This is a genomic window from Lysobacter changpingensis (assembly GCF_017308985.1).
Taxonomy (GTDB): domain Bacteria; phylum Pseudomonadota; class Gammaproteobacteria; order Xanthomonadales; family Xanthomonadaceae; genus Lysobacter_J; species Lysobacter_J changpingensis.
Window position 1 is genome coordinate 148,833 of the sequence record NZ_JADWPE010000003.1, and the last position, 19,057, is coordinate 167,889.

Consider the following 19,057-nt stretch of genomic DNA (forward strand, 5'->3'; position numbering starts at 1 on the left):
CGCGCGCGATCCGGTTACGCCTCTACCACCGCAGCAGCCGCGGACCCACCAGGGCGCCGAGGCCCGTTGCCAGCGCGATGCCCAGGCTGTACCAGGTCAGCACGAACAGCGCCGAGCTTTCCGGGCAGTGCAGTCCGTACGCGATCGCTGCGAGCGCTCCGGATGCGAGGCCCGCGGCGGCGCCGGCCATGCGCAGGCGCGTCGGCGCGAGCGTCCTGAAGGACCACAGCAGCCCGAGGAACACGGGCAGGGAGAGCATCAGCAGCAGCCATGGGCAGATCGCCCAACTGCTTCCCATCCATGCGTCGAGTCGTTGGCCGGGTGGCGTTCGCGCGAGTTCGATCGCAGCCAGCGACACCAGCGCAAGAATGGGCACCGCCAGGAGCCACAGGAAACGCAACGAGTGGGTCTCCGGACGCGCGAGTCGCCCGACCGCGATGACCGCGACCGCAGCCAGCGATGCCGCGTAGACCCACTTCATCCACAGCGTGAAGCCGCCCATCGCGATGTCCAGATCCGGGCGGACGGTGAGCAGCAGCGCCACCATCGCCACGGAACAAAGTCCGCCGGCAAGCAGTCCGAACGCGAGGCGGCCCGCCATGGCATGCCTCGCCACGCGCGGGACGTCGCGACTCAATGCTTCGACCAGCTGGTCGGTACGTAGCGTCATGGCTTCCTCAACTTTGCGGCCAATGCCTTCAGGCCGCGGTGCACCGATACCTTCACGTCCGATTCGCCGATGCCGGCCGCGCTTGCCGCCTCGGCCACGCTCATTCCGCACAGGTGCGTGTCGCGGATCGCGCGCGCCTGTTTCGGCGTCAGCGACGCAAGCAGGCCATCCACGTCCAGGCGGGCGCCTATCGCATCCTCGAATCCTTCGGTCATCAGGATCGAGTCGACATCGTCGATCGACACAGTGGCACGGTTGCGCCGGGCAAGGTCGATCAGGCGGTGGCGCGCGATCGCGTACAGCCATGCAGTGAACGGCCGGTCGCGATCGTAAGTGCAACGGCGCGCATGCACCGCGATCAGGGTCTCCTGCACCAGATCCTCCGCATCGTCGTCCGCCCCGTTGAGCCGGCGCCGGAAGAACGAGCGGAGCAGGGGGACGAGCGCGCGCAGCAACGCGGCATGGGCGGCGCCATCGCCGTCCAGGCTCATCGTCATCCACGCTCTCAGCTGTTCCTCGCTCTCGTTCATCGGCACTCCTACGGTAGGACGTACGGAGCCGGGTGCTTGCCGGTTACAGGCTCACGCGGAAAGGTCGATGTAACCGGACCTCGCGGCATGGCGTAGTCATGTCTGACGCCCGGGATCGTGATCCGGGCGATTCATCCCTCGTCACAGGAACAGGAATCCCCATGAAGCAGTCTACCGCGTCGCTCGCCGTCACCCTCGCGCTTGCCGTCCTCGGGACTGGCGCCGCCCAGGCCCAGGACCCGGCCAAGCCGGCAATGGAAAAGTGCTACGGCATCGCCAAGGCCGGCCAGAACGATTGCAAGGCCGGGGCGGGCACGAGCTGCGCAGGCACCTCGAAGGTGGATTACCAGGGCGACGCATGGAAGCTCGTCAAGGCCGGCACCTGCACCACCATCAAGACGCCCAAGGGGCACGGCACCCTGACCCCGCAGGCCTGAGCCATGCGGCCGGCGCCATCGCGCCGGCCGTTCCCTCGCATTTCCGGATCGCCGCCTGATGAGCACTCCCCTGGAAATCTACCGCCATGCCGGCACGACGGCCGAGCGCCTGCTGCCGAAGAGCGTGCTGCTGCTCATGGCGCGGCTCGGCATCGCCTCCGTCTTCTTCATGTCCGGACGCACCAAGGTCGAAGGACTGCTGACGATCAGCGACTCGACCTATGAGCTGTTCCGGTACGAGTACATGCTGCCGGTCGTCCCGCCGGACGTGGCCGCGCGCGCGGCCACGTATGCGGAGCACGCATTGCCGGTGTTGCTGGCGCTGGGGCTGTTCACGCGTCCCGCGGCCGTGGCGTTGCTGTGCATGACGGCGGTGATCGAGATATTCGTGTATCCCGATGCCTGGCCCACGCATCTGAGCTGGGCCGCGCTGCTGCTTCTGCTGGTCGCATGCGGAGGCGGTCGCCTTTCGCTCGACCGACTGCTCGGGCTGGAGGCGTTCCGCTCAAGGGGAAAGTCCTAGATGCGTATGCCATCCCCAGGAACGTTTTCCATCTCCGCGCTGCCGATTCCGGACGACTGGCACGCGATCCCGCTCCGCCTGATCGTGGGCTACGGGTTCTTCGTGCATGGATACGCGAAGCTGGCGCGCGGCCCCGATCATTTCGCGGGCATACTCCATGCGATGGGGCTGCCGCATGCAGAGTTGCTGAGCTGGGCGACCATCATCGTGGAGGTGATCGGTGGACTGATGATCGCCCTGGGCGTATGGGTGCCTCTCGTCGCGGTGCCGATGATCATCGTCCTCCTGGTCGCGATGTTCACGGTGCATCTGCCCAACGGCTTCAGCTCCATCAAGCTCCTGTCGTTCGACGCGAAAGGTGCCCATTTCGGCCAGCCCGGCTTCGAAACCGACCTGCTCTACATGGCGTGCCTGGTGAGCTTGTCGATCACCGGCGCCGGGCCGCTCTCGTTCGCCCGCCTCATGGAGCGACGCCGCAAGCGGCTCGATACCGCCCCTTGGTGAGGCGACGACACCGGGGGGCAGCCACGTTCCGACCGGTCCATCGCGCGCGACAGGCGCATGGTGGAGAGCACCCGGTCGTCATCGTTTCATGCTGCAGGAGTGCGCTTGCGCACCGAGCCCGCGCTTGAGTAACCTGAGCTGCTGGCTTGGAGAACCGATTATGCCCAGCACACTACCTGCGTTACATCTGGAGTTCATCGAGCGCGTCCGCAACGAGGTGCAGCACGACCGGCGGCTGACTGCATTACTGGCCGGCGGTTCCTATATCCACGGCGGATTCGACGAACATTCCGATCTGGATTTCGTCGTTGTCGTCGCGGATGAAAGCTACAGCGAGGTGATGGCCTCGCGGAACGAGTTCGCGCAACGCGTCGGCGACCTGCTCGCCGCATTCACCGGCGAACACGTCGGAGAGCCGAGACTCCTGATCTGCCTCTACGGGCCGCCGCTCATACACGTCGACCTGAAGTTCGTGACGGCATCGGACCTCGGCCGGCTCGTCGAGCGGCCGGCCGTGGTATTCGCTCGCACGCCGGAACAGGTCGAGAAGTGGCTCGATTCGGCCACGATCGCATGGCCAAACGCATCCCCGGAATGGTTCGAGCAAAGGGCCTGGATCTGGCTGCATTACGGGGCGACGAAGCTGGCACGCGGCGAGCTGTTCGAGGCGATCGGCATGCTCGCCTTCTTCCGCGACCAGGTGCTGGGGCCGATGCTGCATCGCCGGGCAGGGCGTCCGCAGCGCGGTGTACGCCGGATCGAAGCATTCGGCGGCGCGTCGGTTGGACGACTGGCGGACACGATGGCGACGCTTGATCCGGAATCCGTCCGTCGCGCGTTTCGGCGAGCGGTGGACATGTATGTCGACCTTCGTGCCGACGAGCCTCCGCACCATCCCACCCCGTGCATGCCCGAAGCGATCTTCGATTACCTCGATGCGCATGCCTGACATGTAGCGGCATCGGCGGCCTGGGCCATGCATGGCCCAGGCCGTTGCGCGCGGTACGCCATCAGATCCCGCGACCGACCGCGCGGTCTACCGACCAATCGCCGCCTCCCTTGGCGGCGACGAACAGTGCGAGGAACATCATCAGGAACGGAAATCGATCCCGCGGTCGATCCACGGCCACGTCGGACCGAGCGCCAGGCAAATCGCGAGCATCTGCACGACGACCATCGCTGCGATCAGGCGAGTGCCAAACCCGATGGCCAGCAGGACGCCGCCTGCGCCTTCCAGCAGAGCGACGAACATCGCCAGCACCGGAGCGGCGGGCAGGTGCAGCACGTTCTCGATGAGGTTGATCGAACCCGCCATCGGGTCGGCCATCGAACCGTGCGACGTTCGCAACAGCTTGGGCATGCCGTGGGTCACGAGCACCACCCCGAGCACGGCGCGCAGCGAAGCGTACGTCAGCGGTTCGGCGTGCGCATAAAAGCGATGCAGAAAAGGGAAGGCCAGTCGTTGCGTCGTCTCGGATCGGCGTTTGTCGCGAGACTGGATGGGAAGCTGCATGAGTCTCCTCCGGGGAGGTTGGCGAGCAGTCGAATTAAGGCGCGGCTTAGGCCCGCGCGGCGGCACGCCGCTGGAGCACGACCGCGATCCACGCGGCTCCCGTGCCGACGGCTGCGGCCAAGCCAAGTTCGGCGAAGGCAGCCCACGACGGTGCCTGCTCCGAGGCGAAATACGCCACCAGGCCGAGGAAGAACCCGAGCAGGTTGTTGAACACCGGTATGTGCCGCAACGACAGCACGACGACAGCGACGCCAAACACCACGGCCGTGAGTGCGGCCGGTCCGAGCTTCGGGGTGAGCACATGGGTGGCGGCGCCCGCCGCGAGTCCGATCCCGACTCCAGTCAGAACGCAGGCGAGATTGATCAAACCATCGCGGAGATTGACGCCGCGGGTGAAGTACGAGATCCAGCCGACGAACATCGCCCAGACCGGTACCTCCAGCACCAGGGCGCTAACCGTCGCCGCGATCGTGGCGACGGCCGACTCGCCCAACGTGATCTTCAACTCCGTGGCGATGCTGGCGTCATGCGACATGGGACACCTCGGTCGACGTCGGGTTGCCGCGCGGCGACAGCAGATCACCAAGCTGGATCCGGCGCAGGAACTCGGCACGGATCCGGTCGGCAACCGCGTTGACGACTTCGCAGCCGTCGTCGGACGGATCGACGTGTACGCGGAACGGGCGCGCACCGAACGGTGCATCGACGACATCGACGACCGCCTGCGCCACCGAACCGACATCCGCATCCGGCGGCTCGCAGCCTGCGAGTCCGGTGAGGATTTCCTCTTTCAGGCCCTGGTTCGCGCCGGCGTCGTACTCGGCGAGGCGATCCGTGTCGGCAGGCGTTCCCGAGTGGGCGAAATGATTCGTGCCCTTGGTGAACGCGCCAGGCACCACGATCGAGGTTTCGACGCCCCATCGCGCCAGTTCGCCGGCATAACTGACGGCGAGCGCGTCCATCGCCGCCTTCGCCGCGAAGTAGGGCGCCAGGTACGGCGGTGTCCCGCCGCGGTGGCTGCTGCTGCCGATCCACAGCACCAGGCCGCGGCCCTGCTTGCGCAACTGCGGCAGCGCTGCGCGGTTGACGCGCTGCGTGCCCAACACGTTGACGTCGTAGAGCTGCGCGTACTGCTCCGGCGTGAACGCCTCGGCCGGGCCGAACACCATGTGTCCGGCGTTGTGCATGACCACGTCGAGGCGGCCGTGCTCGGCGACGATGCGCGCGAGGGCTTCGTCGGCGGATGCCTGCGACTGCACGTCGAGCTCGATCGTGCGAAGGTCGGCGCCGTGTTCGCTTGCGTAATCGCGTGCGGCCTGCACCTGCGGTGCGTTACGGCCGTTGGTCTCGCGCATGCTGGCGTACACCGTGTGGCCTGCGCGGGCGAGCGCCCGCGCCGACATGGCACCGAATCCGCTGGAGGCGCCGGTGACCAGGATCACGTGCTTCGCTTTCGTGTTCATGGGGAAACTCCGTGCGTATGTTTGCGGGGGAGGGCGCGGAATCAGGCGTAACCGCCGTTGACGCGAAGGACCTGGGCGTTGACCCAGCCACCGTCCGGGCCGGCCAGGAAGGCGACGGCCGCCGCGATTTCCTCCGGCGTTCCGAGGCGTTCAAGCGGCGCGAGCCTGCTGAGCTGAGCGATCTGTTCGGGGGTCTTGCCGTTGAGGAACAGCTCGGTGCCGACCGGGCCCGGGGCGATCGCGTTGACGGTGATGCCGCGGCCACGCAGCTCGTTGGCGAGTACGGGCACGAGGCCTTCGACACCGGCCTTGGAGGCGATGTACGGGCCGTAGCCTGGGAACGACTTGGCGATCACGCTGGTGGACAGCGCGATGATCCGGCCGCCTTCGCCCAGATGCTTCGCAGCCTGCGCCAGCACCAGGAAGGTGCCGCGCAGATTGGTGGCGATGGCGCGATCGAAATCGGCAAGGCTGGACTCGGCGATCGACGCCATCGGCATGATGCCGGCGCTGTTGACCACCACGTCGATGCGACCGAACGCCTCCTGCGTGGCCGTGAAGAGATGGGCGACGTCTTCGGCGCGACTGACGTCGCCCTGGACGGCCAGCGCCTTGCCACCGCTGGCGCGGATGCCTTCGGCGACGGTCTCGGCCGCCGCGGCATTGCCGGCGTAATTGATGACGACCGCGAGGCCGTCGTTCGCCAGGCGGCGCGCGATCGCTTCGCCGATGCCGCGCGATCCGCCCGTCACGACGGCCACGCGGGCGGCGGTGCCGGGGGAGGGGAGTGCATGCGAGGGGGAGGGCGTGCTGTTCATTCCATGCTCCGGTGGGTGGCGCGCAGGAGTGCGCGGGGTACGGGAGCATTCTTCTGGTTGCTCCAGGCTGGATAAACCAGCCCGGACTGGCAATTGAATTCAAGAATCCACAACAATCCAGGCATGGACCGTTTCGATTCCTTCCAGCTGTTCACCCGGATCGTCGAGCTGGGCAGCTTTACCCGCGCGGCGGGCGCGCTCGGCATCCCGCGCGCCACGGCCACCCACGCGATGAAGGAACTCGAGGCGCGGCTTGGGACACGCCTGCTCGAACGGACGACGCGCCAGGTGCGTCCCACGCTCGACGGCCAGGCGTTCTACGAGCGCTGCGTCCATCTGCTCGCGGACCTGGACGACGCCGAATCCTCGCTGCGCATGGTCGCCGCGAATCCACGCGGCACGCTGCGCCTGGACCTGCATGGCACGCACGCCACGCGGATCGTGTTGCCGCGCATCGACGAGTTCCGCGGCCGTTACCCGGACATCGACCTGGTGATCAGCAGCGGCGATCGCCTGGTCGATCTCGTCCGCGAAGGCATCGACTGCGTGGTGCGCGCCGGCACGCCAAAGGACTCATCGCTGGTGGCGCGACGCCTGGCGGTCATGCCCGAAGTGATATGCGCCAGTCCCGGGTACCTGCAGCGCTGCGGCGTGCCCCGGCATCCCGATGAACTGCCTTCGCACCAGGCCGTTGGATTCTTCGCCAGCAATCACGACCGCACTTATCCGTTCGAGCTCGTAGTTGACGGCCAGGTCCGCGAGTTCGCGCTGGGCGGCTGGATATCGGTCAACGACGCGGAAAGCTACGTGACGTGCGCATTGCGCGGCTGCGGTCTGATCCAGCTACCGCGTTACCACGTGGAGGACGAGCTGCGCGACGGCCGCCTCGTCGAGGTCCTGGGCGAGTGGTCGAGCACGGGGCTTCCGGTGTCGGCGATGTACCCCGCGCACCGCCAGCTGTCGCCGCGCGTGAGGGTTTTCATCGACTGGATCGCGAAGCTGTATGAAGAGCGCTTTCCCAGCCAACCTTTAGGTTCGCAGGATGGCTGAGGTCTCGCGTCACCAGGCTGGCCAGAGGGCAAAGCGGCAGAAAGCGACACTTCGCATAATGCATATTATGTTAATCGCCGCCGGGGCGTTGGCCTACATGGCTATGCGGGCTTGTCGGGATGAATTCTTTAATGGCGAAATGGACAGGATTGCGCCACTCGTTGAATCAGAACGACTTTTTTGCCGTGTGAACAGCAAGAAATGGCACTGGTTCGGTTCGACTTGCTAAACGCCGGGATGCGCGGGAGGTCCAGAACTCGCGCGCGACTCCAGGCCGCAGCCGGAATCCTTCCACAAATGCTCCCCGCCGACGGCACGGAAAGCCCCGTCCTTCCGGATTGGCGAGCAGGAACTCCATCCGGTAGCCGGAATCCTTCCACAATGCTTCCGGTGATGGATTGGTAATTGTGCGAGCGCGCCCGCAACTGCTGCGTGCGCAGTCCACTCTACTTGCGTCCGCCGCGTTTCGCGCGTGCCCGCGGCGCGGCCAGCGTGACGGCAGTGTTCGGTCGGGCCCGATTCAAGGTGGCTTCCAGTTGCGCCGGCAGGTCTGCGAACCGGGCCAATTGTTGTTCCAGCGCGTCGGCGCGCGCCCGTTGCACATCGCCTTCGCGCTGCGTTCCCTGTAGCTCACGTTTTAGGGCATCGTTGTCCTGCCTAGCAGCGGCAAGGTCTGCTTGTTGCTGGCCCGCCTGGGCTTTCGCCTCGGCCTGCAGCCGCTTACTGGTTTGCCTCGCGCGATCAATTTCCATTGCGGCACGTTCTTCGTTGCCGCGCAATTGTTGTAGTAGCGTGTCACGTTCGATCGCGAATGCAGTGGCTGCCGCGTCGCCTTGGGCGCGGATACGCGCCACCTCGGCCTCGAGGGCGGCCAAGCGTGTTTGGGCTTCGCCACGCTCGTTCTGTAGATCCCGTATCCGTGCGGCTTGTTGTTCGAGCAAGCGCTGCAGATCGGCAAGTCGCATCTCGGAGGCTTTCAGCGCCTCCTGGGCCTGCGACTGCTCCTCGAATGCCGCCTGCACCTGCATTTGGGCAATGGATTCCCTCTCCGTAATGGCTGCGTAGGCACCCTGCAGCGCGATGCGTTCGTCGCCCAGGCGGGCCTCGGCGTTGGCATCGGCGCGCAGCAATGCCAGTTCCCACAGCCGGCTGGCCGCGACGGCGACGTCGCTTGGCGCCCCCGGCCAAGTAAGGCGTTCTTGCTGCGCTGCCAGCCGCCCGCCAATCGCGCGCCACCACGTTTCTAGCCAGCGAGTGACTGTGTTTGGTGAGCCCGTTCCTAGGTGCGCGCGGATGCGTTCGACCGTGGGGCGATCGCCGCCGGCGAGGATCGCATCAGCGGCTGCGTGCACGTCGTTCTCGGTAACGCCCTTGGCCATCTGATCCTCCTACTTCACGACGACTGGCAACCGGTGTGTACTCGCGATAAATCCCTCTAATCCCTACTCCACTCGGTTTCCGACAGCCGACGCAATCCGGCCGCGGCATGCGAGCATGGGCCGAACGATTGAAAGGCCACACCATGTCCGACGACGAATCCATGCTAGAGCTCTTCGGGGCGCTCACCAACTGCCTGTCTCGTGCGATCGCCCAGATGACGCTTCGCCAGCTAGATGTGTACGAGGCTGAGGTACTTGAGATGCTCCGCTCGCGTGACGATGAGTCCCCCGCTGCCAATGCGTTCCGGTCGGTACTCCGAGACATTGCGAGCCGCCGAGCGCACCACTTTCTCCAGTAGGTGCCAACATCGTCCGGGGGATATCGGCAATGCGTGTCAAGCCCCAAGCGGAAAAGGCGTCGTGCGTGAATGACTTCCTGGACCTGGCGCGTGTCCGACAAGGCATGAGGTCAGACAGGGAGCTCGCGGAGGCTCTTCAGGTCGGATCGCCGTCGGTGTCTGGTTGGCGCAGCGGGAAGATACATCCGAGTCCATTGACCTGCATGAAGCTCGCGCAATTGGCTGAGCTTCCCCTCGGGCTTGTCCTCGGAACGATCTGTGAGGCGAATGCGCCAGATGAAGAGGAAGCGGCGGTTTGGCGCAAGCTCGCGGAAGAGTCTTTGGCACCCCGGGCTGGCAGTCGTTGCTGAGGCCACTGCCATCGCTGCATCCTCAAGCCGGCGTTGATCCGGCCTTGTGCGATGGCGCGACCTCCAACACCCAACGCGGCTCTTCCCGCCAGCGTCCGGACCTGACGCTGTGACCGGCTGAGTCCTCGAATCGACCGGAACGGCCTGGCGAATGGTGTCGGACATCAGGATCAGTTTGCTCCATCCGTCCCTGTAACCGCTCAGCCAGCAGGACCGACGAAGACATCGCTGCCAAACGAAACCTGAAACTGCTCTCCTCGAGCAATGAGTTCCGCGCGCGCATCTAGCGATGCGGCCCGCCTAGCTCCGAAACCTTCCAGATTGAAATCATGGCGTTGGACTACTCGAAATGTCCGCTTCGGGTCGAACGCGGACATTGCCAGCCGTCGGCCCCTCCGTCCTGCCCGAACGTCCGCTATCGGCCAGAAGCGGACTCTCGGGATCTCAACTTCTTTCGTCCAAGTCAGCCTCGGGCCGATGCCGGCGCGTCCGGAACCTGGTCCTCTGCCGACGCGGCCAAGTCGAGATGCCGCCGATGAGTGAGTACGCCGACGTCCGCAATGGCCATTGCCCTAGCCGAGTTGGCGAAGCTTCCCCTAGAACTGAGTCTAGGGAGGGTCCGCGCAGCTTACGCACCCAATGAGGAAGAGACTGCTGTCTGGCGCAAGTCGGCTGAGAGGCTGGCGGGGAGGCGGCCCTTGGAAGTCGTGGATGAAAGAGTGCCGCTCGTGCCAGCGTAGAGGGGGCGCATCGCGGGGAAGCGGACCTTTTGGAACTAGGCGTTGATCAGTTGGCCCCTGCCAAGTCAGGTAACCGCCCTGCGCGTTGCCACGACGGCCTCCTACATGGAAATCCGGGCCCCGCGCGGACAGCCCGGGTATAATTCCCACCGCAAGTAGACGGTGGGAGAAGCGGTCTCGGCCTGAATGGCCCGGATCGCTGCCGAAGGCGCAAACGCCCGGAATCGCTCAGGCCCCATTACCGCCGTCGGCTCACACTCTGGAGAGACCGCCCGCGCCCGAGGCATTCGGCCGGAACCGGCGCCGAAGGGGCAAGAAGCCAGCGGGGTCTCCTCCCCGCCCCGCGCTTTGAAACTCTCAGGCAAAAGGACAGAGGGGCACTCCACGTGCGCGACCGCGCACGCCCCGGCTTTCGAGCCAAACCTGGATGCCCCTCGTCACATGAGCCAGAACACCTCCCTGCGCGCCCTCGAGCACCACGACGCCTTCCTCGAACGCCACATCGGACCCAACGACGCCGAAATCGCGCAGATGCTAAGCGTGGTCGGGTTCGACTCGCTGGACGCGATGACCGATGCCATCGTCCCGGCGTCGATCAAGTCCCCGAAGCCGCTGGACCTGCCGGCGCCGATCACCGAAGTCGAGGCCATCGCCGAGATCCGCGCGATCGCCGACAAGAACCAGGTCTTCAAGAGCTTCATCGGCCAGGGCTACTACGGCACGCACACGCCGAACGTCATCCTGCGCAACATCCTGGAGAACCCCGCGTGGTACACGGCCTACACGCCGTACCAGGCCGAGATCTCGCAGGGCCGCATGGAAGCGCTCATCAACTTCCAGACGATGTGCGCCGAACTGACCGGCATGGAGATCGCCAACGCGTCCCTGCTCGACGAAGCCACCGCCGCGGCCGAAGCGATGACCCTGGCCAAGCGTTCGGCCAAGTCGAAGTCCAACACCTTCTTCGTGTCCTCCGGCGTGCACCCGCAGACGCTGGAAGTGCTGCGCACGCGCGCCGAACCGCTGGAGATCGAGCTGGTCGTCGCCGACGACGCCGAGGCCGCCAGCATCGACAGCTTCGGCGTGCTGCTGCAGTACCCGAACACCTTCGGCCAGATCCACGACTACAAGGCGCTCAGCGATGCCGTGCACGCGCGCGGCGGCCTCGTCGCCGTGGCCACCGACCTGCTCGCGCTGACGCTGATCGCAGCGCCGGGCGAATGGGGCGCGGACATCGTCGTGGGCAACACGCAGCGCTTCGGCGTGCCGTTCGGTTTCGGCGGCCCGCACGCGGCGTTCATGGCGTGCCGCGATGCGTACAAGCGCTCGATGCCGGGTCGCCTGATCGGCGTCTCCATCGACGCCGAAGGCAAGGCCGCGTACCGCCTCACGCTGCAGACGCGCGAACAGCACATCCGCCGCGAGAAGGCGACGTCGAACATCTGCACCGCGCAGGTGCTGCTGGCGGTGATGGCGTCGATGTACGCCGTCTACCACGGCCCGGACGGCCTTGCGCGCATCGCGCGCCGCACGCACCGCCTGGCGTCGATCCTCGCCACTGCGCTCCGTAACGCCGGCATCACCGTCGGCCCGGACTTCTTCGACACGCTGCACGTGGTCGACGTCGATGCTGACGCGATCCACGCCAAGGCCGTTGACGCCCGCATCAATCTGCGCCGCATCGACGGCCGCAGCCTCGGCATCTCGCTGGATGAAACCACCACGCGCGCGGACGTCGTCGCGCTGGCCGCGCTGTTCGGCGCCAAGGTCGACGTCGATGCGCTGGATGCCAGCGTCGAGGACGCGCTGCCGAACGGCCTGCTGCGCACCAGCGCGTTCCTGACGCACCCGGTATTCAACACGCACCACAGCGAGCACGAACTGCTGCGCTACATGCGCTCGCTGGCCGACAAGGACCTGGCGATGGATCGCACGATGATCCCGCTGGGTTCGTGCACGATGAAGCTCAACGCCACGGCCGAGATGATCCCGGTGACGTGGCCGGAGTTCGCCAACCTGCATCCGCTCGCGCCCGCTGCACAGGCCGCCGGCTACCAGCAGCTGATCAGCGAGCTGGAAGCGATGCTGGTCGAATGCACCGGCTACGACGCCGTCAGCCTGCAGCCGAACTCCGGCGCGCAGGGCGAATACGCCGGCCTGCTGGCGATCCGCGCCTACCACCGTGCCAACGGCGAAGCGCACCGCGACATCTGCCTGATCCCGGATTCGGCGCACGGCACCAACCCGGCGTCGGCGCAGATGTGCGGCATGCAGGTCGTGGTGACCAAGACCGATGGCAACGGCAACGTCGATGTCGAGGACATCCGCCGCAACGCCGAGAAGTACGGCAATCGTCTTGCCGCGATCATGATGACCTACCCGTCCACGCACGGCGTGTTCGAGGAGGAGGTCGTGGAAATCTGCGAGATCATCCACAAGCACGGCGGCCAGGTGTACACCGACGGCGCGAACATGAACGCCCTCGTCGGCCTCGCCAAGCCGGGCAAGTGGGGTTCGGACGTTTCGCATCTCAACCTGCACAAAACCTTCTGCATTCCGCACGGCGGCGGCGGCCCGGGCGTCGGCCCGTGCGCGGTGAAGTCGCACCTAGCGCCGTTCCTGCCCGGCGCGCTGAACGCCGATGGCGTGAAGACTGACGGTGTCGGCAACGGCGACGTAGGCATGGTGTCGGCGGCGAGCTTCGGTTCGGCCTCGATCCTGCCGATCAGCTGGATGTACGTGACGATGATGGGCGCCGCCGGCCTGCGCCGCGCGACGCAGGTCGCGCTGCTCAACGCGAACTACATCGCCCGCCGCCTGGCGCCGCATTACGAGACGCTCTACACCGGCCGCAACGACCTGGTCGCGCACGAGTGCATCCTCGACCTGCGTCCGCTGAAGGACTCGACCGGCGTGTCGGCCGAGGACGTCGCCAAGCGCCTGATCGACTTCGGCTTCCACGCGCCGACGCTGAGCTTCCCGGTGGCCGGCACGCTGATGGTCGAGCCGACCGAGTCCGAGTCGCTGCATGAACTCGACCGCTTCATCGACGCGATGATCCAGATCCGCGACGAGATCCGCGCCGTGGAGGAAGGCAAGCTCGATCGCGAGGACAACCCGCTCAAGAACGCGCCGCACACCGCGACCGCCGTGTCGGCGAGCGAGTGGACGCATGCGTATCCGCGCGAATTGGCGGCGTTCCCGCTGCCGAGCCTGCGCCTGCAGAAGTACTGGCCGCCGGTGGCGCGCGTGGACAATGTCTACGGCGACAAGAACGTCATGTGCGCGTGCATCCCGATGGGCGCGTACAAGGACGACGAGGAAGTGGAGGCGTAAGCCTCTTCGACCTCAGCTTGAACGATGGAATGCAGACGCCCCGTTTTAGCGGGGCGTTTGTTTTGTGGGATCGGGCCCTGATGCAGCGTCGGAGTGCAAGGAAGTCTCTGTCATTCCGTAAGCCGGAACGCTCCGACGAATGTCTCTGTTAAGGTCTGTCGATCTAGTCAACAAGCGACTCGAGTGATTAACCGGATCAAAGCTTTGCGGGAGGCCCGAGGCCTGTCCTTGGAGGCGCTGGCAGTGCTCGTCGGCACAACAAACCAGCAGATCAGCCACTTGGAGTCAGGGAAGCGGCGCCTGACTGTCGATTGGCTGAATCGGCTCGGGGCGGCGCTCTCGTGCCATCCCTGGACGCTCGTCAGTGAAGACCACTTGTCGGGAACCGCGGAGGGTTCGGTTCCCGCCGACGAAAGGCTGCTCCTAGAGGCGTTCCGGAAGCTAAATAAGGACCAGCGGCGGGCGGTCCTGACCCTTCTCGCGATACACAAGACCGAGTCGGCTTAGCGATCAAACGAAATAGTTGACTTAATCCAACGCATTGTGTGAACCTCAACGCCCCCACCCGCGGAACCCGTGGAAATGGGCGTATGGCGTACTCGGTCAAAGCGCAGGCCCGATGGCGCAATCGCTGTCGCGCAATACGTGCGCATGTCGACGGATCATCAGCGCTACTCGACTGAGAACCAACGGGACGCCATCCAGCAGTACGCCGTGCAGCACGGCATGGCTATCGTTAAGACCTATGCCGACGAGGGCAAAAGTGGGCTCAACCTCGAGCATCGCGAGGGCCTGAAGCAGCTCATTCAGGACGTCGAGTCGGGCGAGACGGACTTCGAAGCCATCCTCGTGTACGACATCAGCCGGTGGGGGCGCTTCCAGGACGCGGATGAGAGCGCCTACTACGAATACCTCTGCCGGCGTGCCGGGATTCGAGTCCACTACTGCGCGGAGCCATTTGAGAACGACGGCAGCCCGATGACCGTCGTTATCAAGAGCGTGAAACGAGTAATGGCGGCCGAATACAGCCGCGAGCTCTCCACCAAGGTCTTCATGGGGCAGTGCCGTCTCATCGAGCTCGGCTTCCGACAGGGTGGCCCCGCGGGCTTCGGGCTGCGCCGAATGCTTATGGACGAAAGGGGATCGTCAAAGGGCGAGCTGCGAATGGGCGAGCGCAAAAGCCTACAAACCGACCGCGTCATTTTGACGCCGGGGCCGGCCCAAGAAACAGCGATTGTCCGGCAGATCTACGAACGATTCGCCCTGCAGCGGCGATCGGAACGTGAAATCGCCGAAGAGCTCAATGCTGCGGGTATATGCACAGACCGCGACCGTAAGTGGACCCGAGGCACCGTTCATCAGCTACTGATCAACGAGAAGTATGTTGGCAACAACATCTACAACCGCGTCTCCTTCAAGCTCAAGGAAAAGCGGGTTCGAAACCCACCGGAGATGTGGGTCCGAGCTAACGGCGCGTTCGAACCAGTCGTTCCTCTTGATCTGTTTTCTCGAGCCAACGCGCTGATCGCGGCCAGATCCGAGCACATCGATGACGAAAGCATGCTCGAGAGGCTTCGAAAGCTGCTCGACCGCACTGGGGCGCTGTCCGGCCTGCTGATCGACGAACAAGACGATATGCCTTCGAGTAGCAGCTACCGCCAACGGTTCGGCGGCCTCGTACGTGCTTACTCCTTGATCGGCTTCGAGCCAGAACGTGACTTCGCGTACATCGAGGTCAACCGAAGTCTCCGCGCTAGAAGACCAGATCTCATTGCTGAAATCAGCGAAGGACTCATCCGAGCGGGAGGTCGCGTTGATCAGAACCCCATCAGCGAAATGCTGACCGTCAATGGCGAGTTCACCATCTCGATCGTCCTAGCTCGATGCTTGAGGACACACGGGAATGCCTATCGTTGGCACATTCGCTTCGACACAAGCCAACATCCAGACATCACGGTTGCGATCCGACTCGCGGAAGATCAGGAGACGATCCTCGACTACTACCTATTCCCACGAATCGATATCCCGCCCCGCAGGGTTCGCCTTGCCGAGGAGAATAATGGATTCATCCTCGACGCATACCGGTTCGAGTCGCTGGAACCGCTATACGGGCTCGCAGAGAGAGTGCCTTTCCAGCTCGCTGCCTGAGCAAGTAAGCAGCTATGCGCCAGATTGTTCTCATCCCTACCGATCAGATCCGGATCCTAAATCCACGGAGACGGAACCGCGCGCATCATAAGGAGATCATCGACAACATAGCCTCCATAGGCCTCAAAAGGCCGATCACGGTCACTCGGCTCAGTACGAAAGATGGCGGCATAGGCTACGCGCTGGTGTGTGGCCAGGGGCGACTCGAAGCATTCCGGGAGCTGGGCATTCCGGAAATACCGGCCGTAGTCGCAGATGCCGACGAAGCTGAAAGCATGGTGATGAGCCTGGTCGAGAACGTGGCCCGCCGCCATCATCCTGCAATTGAGAGCATGCACGAGATAGGAGCTCTCCGTAAGCATGGCTACAACCATGAAGAGATCGCCGCGAAGATTGGCGCCACCAGTTCGTGGGTGGGCATGATTCTCTTGCTGCTTGAGAAGGGCGAAGAACGGCTGGTCGCCGCAGTCGAGACAGGACTCATACCAATCACCTTAGCGATCGACATTGCGCGTAGCGATGATGCAGGCACGCAGCACCTACTCACCGAGGCCTATACAAACGGCATGCTTCGTGGTCGTAAGCTGGGTGTGGTTCGAAGACTGCTGCAAAGGCGAGCGCATGGTGGAAAAGCGCCGAAGCCTGGCAACTCTGGGCCGCACGTCCGCGGGCGGACCCTCAAGGCGGAGCAACTTAAGCGCGTCTACGAGAAGGAGGTCGAGAAGCAGCAGCTTCTCGTGAAGAAGGCTGACATTACGCAAGCCCGCCTCATGTTCCTAATCAGGGCGCTGAAGGATCTTCGATCCGACCGCCAATTTTCGCAGCTACTGAAGAGCGAAGGCATGGAGACTTTGCCCAAGGTCCTGGCTGAGCGGATGCTGGGGTAGTCGCCATGAGGCAACAAGCGCAACCTCGAGATGCCCGCTTTGAGCTAAAGAGTCGCATCATCTCTATAAGCGCGATACGCTCTCTCAGGCCACTCGGTTCGCACGTGAAGCAGACCCAGAAGTACCGACAGATTGCCGCGTCAGTTCAAGCGGTAGGTCTTGTCGAGCTTCCGGTTGTGGTGCCTGCTGCGGAAGCGCCGAACTCGTACTACCTACTCGATGGGCAACTTCGGATCGAGGCGCTACGGGACCTTGGCGCAACAGAAGTCGAGTGCATTATCTCGCTCGATGACGAGGCATACACCTTCAACAAGAGGATCAGCCGCCTTGCGGCTGTGCAAGAACATCACATGATCGCCCGTGCCGTCGAGCGCGGTGTGCCCGAAGAGCGTATTGCGGCCGCGCTTAACCTCAGCGTGTCAACGATCAGGCAGCGATTCCGGATGCTCGACGGCATCTGTCCGGAAGCTGTGTCGCTGCTCTCCGATAAGCCTTGTCCAACGATCGTCTTCAATATTTTGAAGCGTATGAAGCCTCTGCGACAGATTCAGGCGGCTGAACTGCTCGTCGGCCAGAACAACTACTCCTCCGGTTTTGCCAAATCCATACTCGCGGCCACTCACCACGACCAACTACTTGCTCCCAAAGCGGCTGACCAAGACCGAGACGGAGCTAGGGAGCAGATTGCGCGACTGGAGAGAGAACTAGAGGCTACACAGAAGCGCACTCGCTTCGTGGAGGACACGTATGGCGACGACAACCTATGTCTCACTGTCGCCCAGACGTACTTGAATCGGTTACTTGCCAAGCCCCGACTGGTCCAGTGGTTGTCCGCCAACCATGCTGACTATCTCGTGGAGTTCCAGTCGATCGCTGGGCTGACCTCCCTTTCGCCAGAAGTGAACGCGCGTGGCGAGCGGTAGTGTCAAGCGCACGCATTGGGCATGCACGTTCCGCTCGGACTGGATTTTTATCGTCTTCAGATTCCCAAAGAAGCATTACCGCAACCAGGTACGCTCGTCTGGCTCTCAATGTCTCGTACGAGCGGCGCACTTAGCAGTATTTGGCTCGTCTTCATCAGGAAACTAGGTGCCCCCAAAGAACTAGGTTCGGGCAGCCCAGTTCGTCAAGGTCGAGGACGCAGCACGCCGTAGCGGGTCCGACGCTGGCACGAAGTCGCGAAGGCGTTTGGTTGTTGGAGGATTGCGCCCTCGCGCAACGACTCACCAACGCCGGCTAGGAGTTCGATAGCCGAAGCGCCGCGGCCACCGCTTTGGCGGCCAGGGACTCCTCCGCGAGCTTGCGCCAAACCGCCGCCTCCTCTTCATTGGGGGCATGCACTTCACAGATCGTGCCAAGGACTAGGCCGAGGGGGGAGCTCCGCCAGTTCCGCAAGCTTCATGCAGGTCATCGGGCTCACATTGCTCTTGCCATGCCGCCAGTTCGACACAGCGGGCGACCCGACGTGAAGAGCTACCGCGAGCTGCTTGTCTGATCTCATGCCGTGCCGGGCTCGCGCCAAGTCAAGGAAATCATTGATACGCGACTGTTGTTCCGTATGTGGCTTGACTCGCATAGCGGATATGCCGGCTGACGTTGGATATCTACTGAAGGAAAAGATGCGCTCGGCGGCTCGCGATATCGAGTATGGCGGAACGGAACGCATTGGCAGCAGGGGACTCGTCGTCACACGAACGAAGCATCTCAAGAACCTCAGCCTCGTACGAATCAAGCTGGCGAATCGTCATCTGGGCGATCGCACGGGAGAGACAGTTGGTGAGCGCCCCGAAGAGCTCCAGCATCGATTCGCCTTCGTCGAACATGGGTGTAGCCTCTACCGGAAGTTGCGCCCGCTAACGGCCAGGAGCGGTCAGTCTGTCGAGGCGGATGCCAAAGGGCGCCACGCTCCGTACGTAGCGAGCATGTGTGCCTCGAAGGATTCCGGTCCGACTACTTCCCAGAAAGACGAATCGACGGCCACTAGCTCAAATAGCTGCTCCCCATTGCGCAGACCGATAAAGCGTCCATCGATGGTCTGGCGAACTCCGGAATAGATCGAACGAAAATCGGCGTCTGCCATGAAGCAACCCGACTCCGTCAGTTGCTCGATCTCAGCCGCGCGCTTTCCGACACACCAGTCAACCGCAACGTGCCAGGTCTCCGGCGGGACGAACCCTATCGATGTCTGCTAGAAAGCGGGCAACCTCGAACAGCTCGCTGTTGCTTCCATGCTGTCGGATTCTGACCATATCGTGTGGCCTTGCTTGAAATGTCCGCATTGGGTCGAAAAGCGGACATTAGCACCGCCGACGCGCGTCTACTCAGCCCTTAGCCAGACAGCCTCGAAGCT

19 protein-coding genes and 2 riboswitches are annotated in these 19,057 nt (G+C 64.0%); of the genes, 11 read left to right on the forward strand and 8 right to left on the reverse strand.

Going from position 1 to position 19,057, the window contains the following annotated elements; all coding sequences use genetic code 11:
• Positions 1 to 22 precede the first annotated feature (22 nt).
• Together I4U41_RS07610 and I4U41_RS07615 are read right to left on the reverse strand one after the other, a co-directional pair.
• Positions 23 to 670: a DUF1109 domain-containing protein gene (locus tag I4U41_RS07610; protein ID WP_206860553.1), complete on the reverse strand. Its 648-nt coding sequence runs from the start codon at positions 668 to 670 to the stop codon at positions 23 to 25.
• A complete protein-coding gene (locus tag I4U41_RS07615; protein ID WP_206860554.1) occupies positions 667 to 1,200 on the reverse strand; it encodes a sigma-70 family RNA polymerase sigma factor in 534 nt (177 codons plus the stop codon). Before I4U41_RS07615 ends, I4U41_RS07610 begins: the two co-directional genes overlap by 4 nt.
• A 161-nt stretch (positions 1,201 to 1,361) precedes the next feature.
• Here I4U41_RS07615 and I4U41_RS07620 point away from each other — a divergent pair, with 161 nt between their 5' ends.
• The 4 genes from I4U41_RS07620 (at position 1,362) to I4U41_RS07635 (ending at position 3,613) form a co-directional block, all read left to right on the forward strand.
• Positions 1,362 to 1,637 (forward strand): BufA1 family periplasmic bufferin-type metallophore, encoded by a 276-nt coding sequence (locus tag I4U41_RS07620; RefSeq protein ID WP_206860555.1) that lies wholly within the window; start codon positions 1,362 to 1,364, stop codon positions 1,635 to 1,637.
• Positions 1,638 to 1,695: 58 nt separating this feature from the next.
• Positions 1,696 to 2,160: a DoxX family protein gene (locus tag I4U41_RS07625; RefSeq protein WP_206860556.1), complete on the forward strand. Its 465-nt coding sequence runs from the start codon at positions 1,696 to 1,698 to the stop codon at positions 2,158 to 2,160.
• Positions 2,161 to 2,664, forward strand: coding sequence for a DoxX family protein (locus I4U41_RS07630; RefSeq protein WP_242525096.1), 504 nt, complete (start codon positions 2,161 to 2,163; stop codon positions 2,662 to 2,664).
• Between the two features lie 160 nt (positions 2,665 to 2,824).
• Complete coding sequence (locus I4U41_RS07635) at positions 2,825 to 3,613, forward strand: nucleotidyltransferase domain-containing protein (RefSeq protein WP_206860557.1); 789 nt, start codon at positions 2,825 to 2,827, stop codon at positions 3,611 to 3,613.
• A gap of 141 nt (positions 3,614 to 3,754) precedes the next feature.
• Here I4U41_RS07635 and I4U41_RS07640 read toward each other — a convergent pair whose 3' ends face one another.
• Genes I4U41_RS07640 through I4U41_RS07655 form a run of 4 tightly spaced genes read right to left on the reverse strand, consistent with a single transcriptional unit; the run spans position 3,755 to position 6,458 of the window.
• The gene (locus I4U41_RS07640; protein WP_206860558.1) at positions 3,755 to 4,177 is read right to left on the reverse strand and encodes a DoxX family protein; all 423 of its coding nucleotides are present in this window, start codon (positions 4,175 to 4,177) and stop codon (positions 3,755 to 3,757) included.
• 46 nt (positions 4,178 to 4,223) lie between these two features.
• Positions 4,224 to 4,712 (reverse strand): DUF1097 domain-containing protein, encoded by a 489-nt coding sequence (locus I4U41_RS07645; RefSeq protein ID WP_206860559.1) that lies wholly within the window; start codon positions 4,710 to 4,712, stop codon positions 4,224 to 4,226.
• Positions 4,702 to 5,640, reverse strand: coding sequence for an SDR family NAD(P)-dependent oxidoreductase (locus tag I4U41_RS07650; RefSeq protein WP_206860560.1), 939 nt, complete (start codon positions 5,638 to 5,640; stop codon positions 4,702 to 4,704). The genes I4U41_RS07645 and I4U41_RS07650 overlap by 11 nt, the downstream gene beginning before the upstream one ends.
• 41 nt (positions 5,641 to 5,681) lie before the next feature.
• Positions 5,682 to 6,458 carry an SDR family oxidoreductase gene (locus I4U41_RS07655; protein ID WP_206860561.1) on the reverse strand — a complete coding sequence of 259 codons (777 nt, stop codon included), beginning with the start codon at positions 6,456 to 6,458 and terminating at the stop codon, positions 5,682 to 5,684.
• Positions 6,459 to 6,581: 123 nt separating this feature from the next.
• Between I4U41_RS07655 and I4U41_RS07660 the strand changes: the two genes are divergently transcribed.
• On the forward strand, positions 6,582 to 7,508 hold the full coding sequence (locus I4U41_RS07660; protein ID WP_206860562.1) for a LysR family transcriptional regulator: 927 nt from the start codon (positions 6,582 to 6,584) through the stop codon (positions 7,506 to 7,508).
• A 446-nt stretch (positions 7,509 to 7,954) separates the two neighbouring features.
• Here I4U41_RS07660 and I4U41_RS07665 read toward each other — a convergent pair whose 3' ends face one another.
• Entirely contained in the window at positions 7,955 to 8,887 is a 933-nt protein-coding gene (locus I4U41_RS07665; protein WP_206860563.1) for a DNA-binding protein, read from the reverse strand.
• 388 nt (positions 8,888 to 9,275) lie between these two features.
• On the opposite strand from I4U41_RS07665, the gene I4U41_RS18630 reads away from it, so the two are divergent.
• From I4U41_RS18630 to I4U41_RS07695, 6 genes are all read left to right on the forward strand, one after another.
• Entirely contained in the window at positions 9,276 to 9,596 is a 321-nt protein-coding gene (locus I4U41_RS18630) for a helix-turn-helix domain-containing protein (protein ID WP_425492515.1), read from the forward strand.
• A gap of 893 nt (positions 9,597 to 10,489) precedes the next feature.
• Positions 10,490 to 10,590, forward strand: a riboswitch (glycine riboswitch).
• 1 nt (position 10,591) lies between these two features.
• Positions 10,592 to 10,713, forward strand: a riboswitch (glycine riboswitch).
• Positions 10,714 to 10,777: 64 nt separating this feature from the next.
• Positions 10,778 to 13,672, forward strand: coding sequence for an aminomethyl-transferring glycine dehydrogenase (gene gcvP / locus I4U41_RS07675; protein ID WP_206860565.1), 2,895 nt, complete (start codon positions 10,778 to 10,780; stop codon positions 13,670 to 13,672).
• A gap of 183 nt (positions 13,673 to 13,855) precedes the next feature.
• Positions 13,856 to 14,179 carry a helix-turn-helix domain-containing protein gene (locus I4U41_RS18635; protein WP_206860566.1) on the forward strand — a complete coding sequence of 108 codons (324 nt, stop codon included), beginning with the start codon at positions 13,856 to 13,858 and terminating at the stop codon, positions 14,177 to 14,179.
• A 75-nt stretch (positions 14,180 to 14,254) separates the two neighbouring features.
• Complete coding sequence (locus I4U41_RS07685; protein ID WP_255542022.1) at positions 14,255 to 15,820, forward strand: recombinase family protein; 1,566 nt, start codon at positions 14,255 to 14,257, stop codon at positions 15,818 to 15,820.
• Positions 15,821 to 15,834: 14 nt separating this feature from the next.
• Entirely contained in the window at positions 15,835 to 16,707 is an 873-nt protein-coding gene (locus tag I4U41_RS07690) for a plasmid partitioning protein RepB C-terminal domain-containing protein (RefSeq protein WP_206860568.1), read from the forward strand.
• A gap of 104 nt (positions 16,708 to 16,811) precedes the next feature.
• Positions 16,812 to 17,630 (forward strand): plasmid partitioning protein RepB C-terminal domain-containing protein, encoded by an 819-nt coding sequence (locus I4U41_RS07695; RefSeq protein WP_484502683.1) that lies wholly within the window; start codon positions 16,812 to 16,814, stop codon positions 17,628 to 17,630.
• Between the two features lie 681 nt (positions 17,631 to 18,311).
• Here I4U41_RS07695 and I4U41_RS07700 read toward each other — a convergent pair.
• Complete coding sequence (locus I4U41_RS07700) at positions 18,312 to 18,530, reverse strand: hypothetical protein (RefSeq protein ID WP_206860570.1); 219 nt, start codon at positions 18,528 to 18,530, stop codon at positions 18,312 to 18,314.
• Between the last annotated feature and the right edge of the window lie 527 nt (positions 18,531 to 19,057).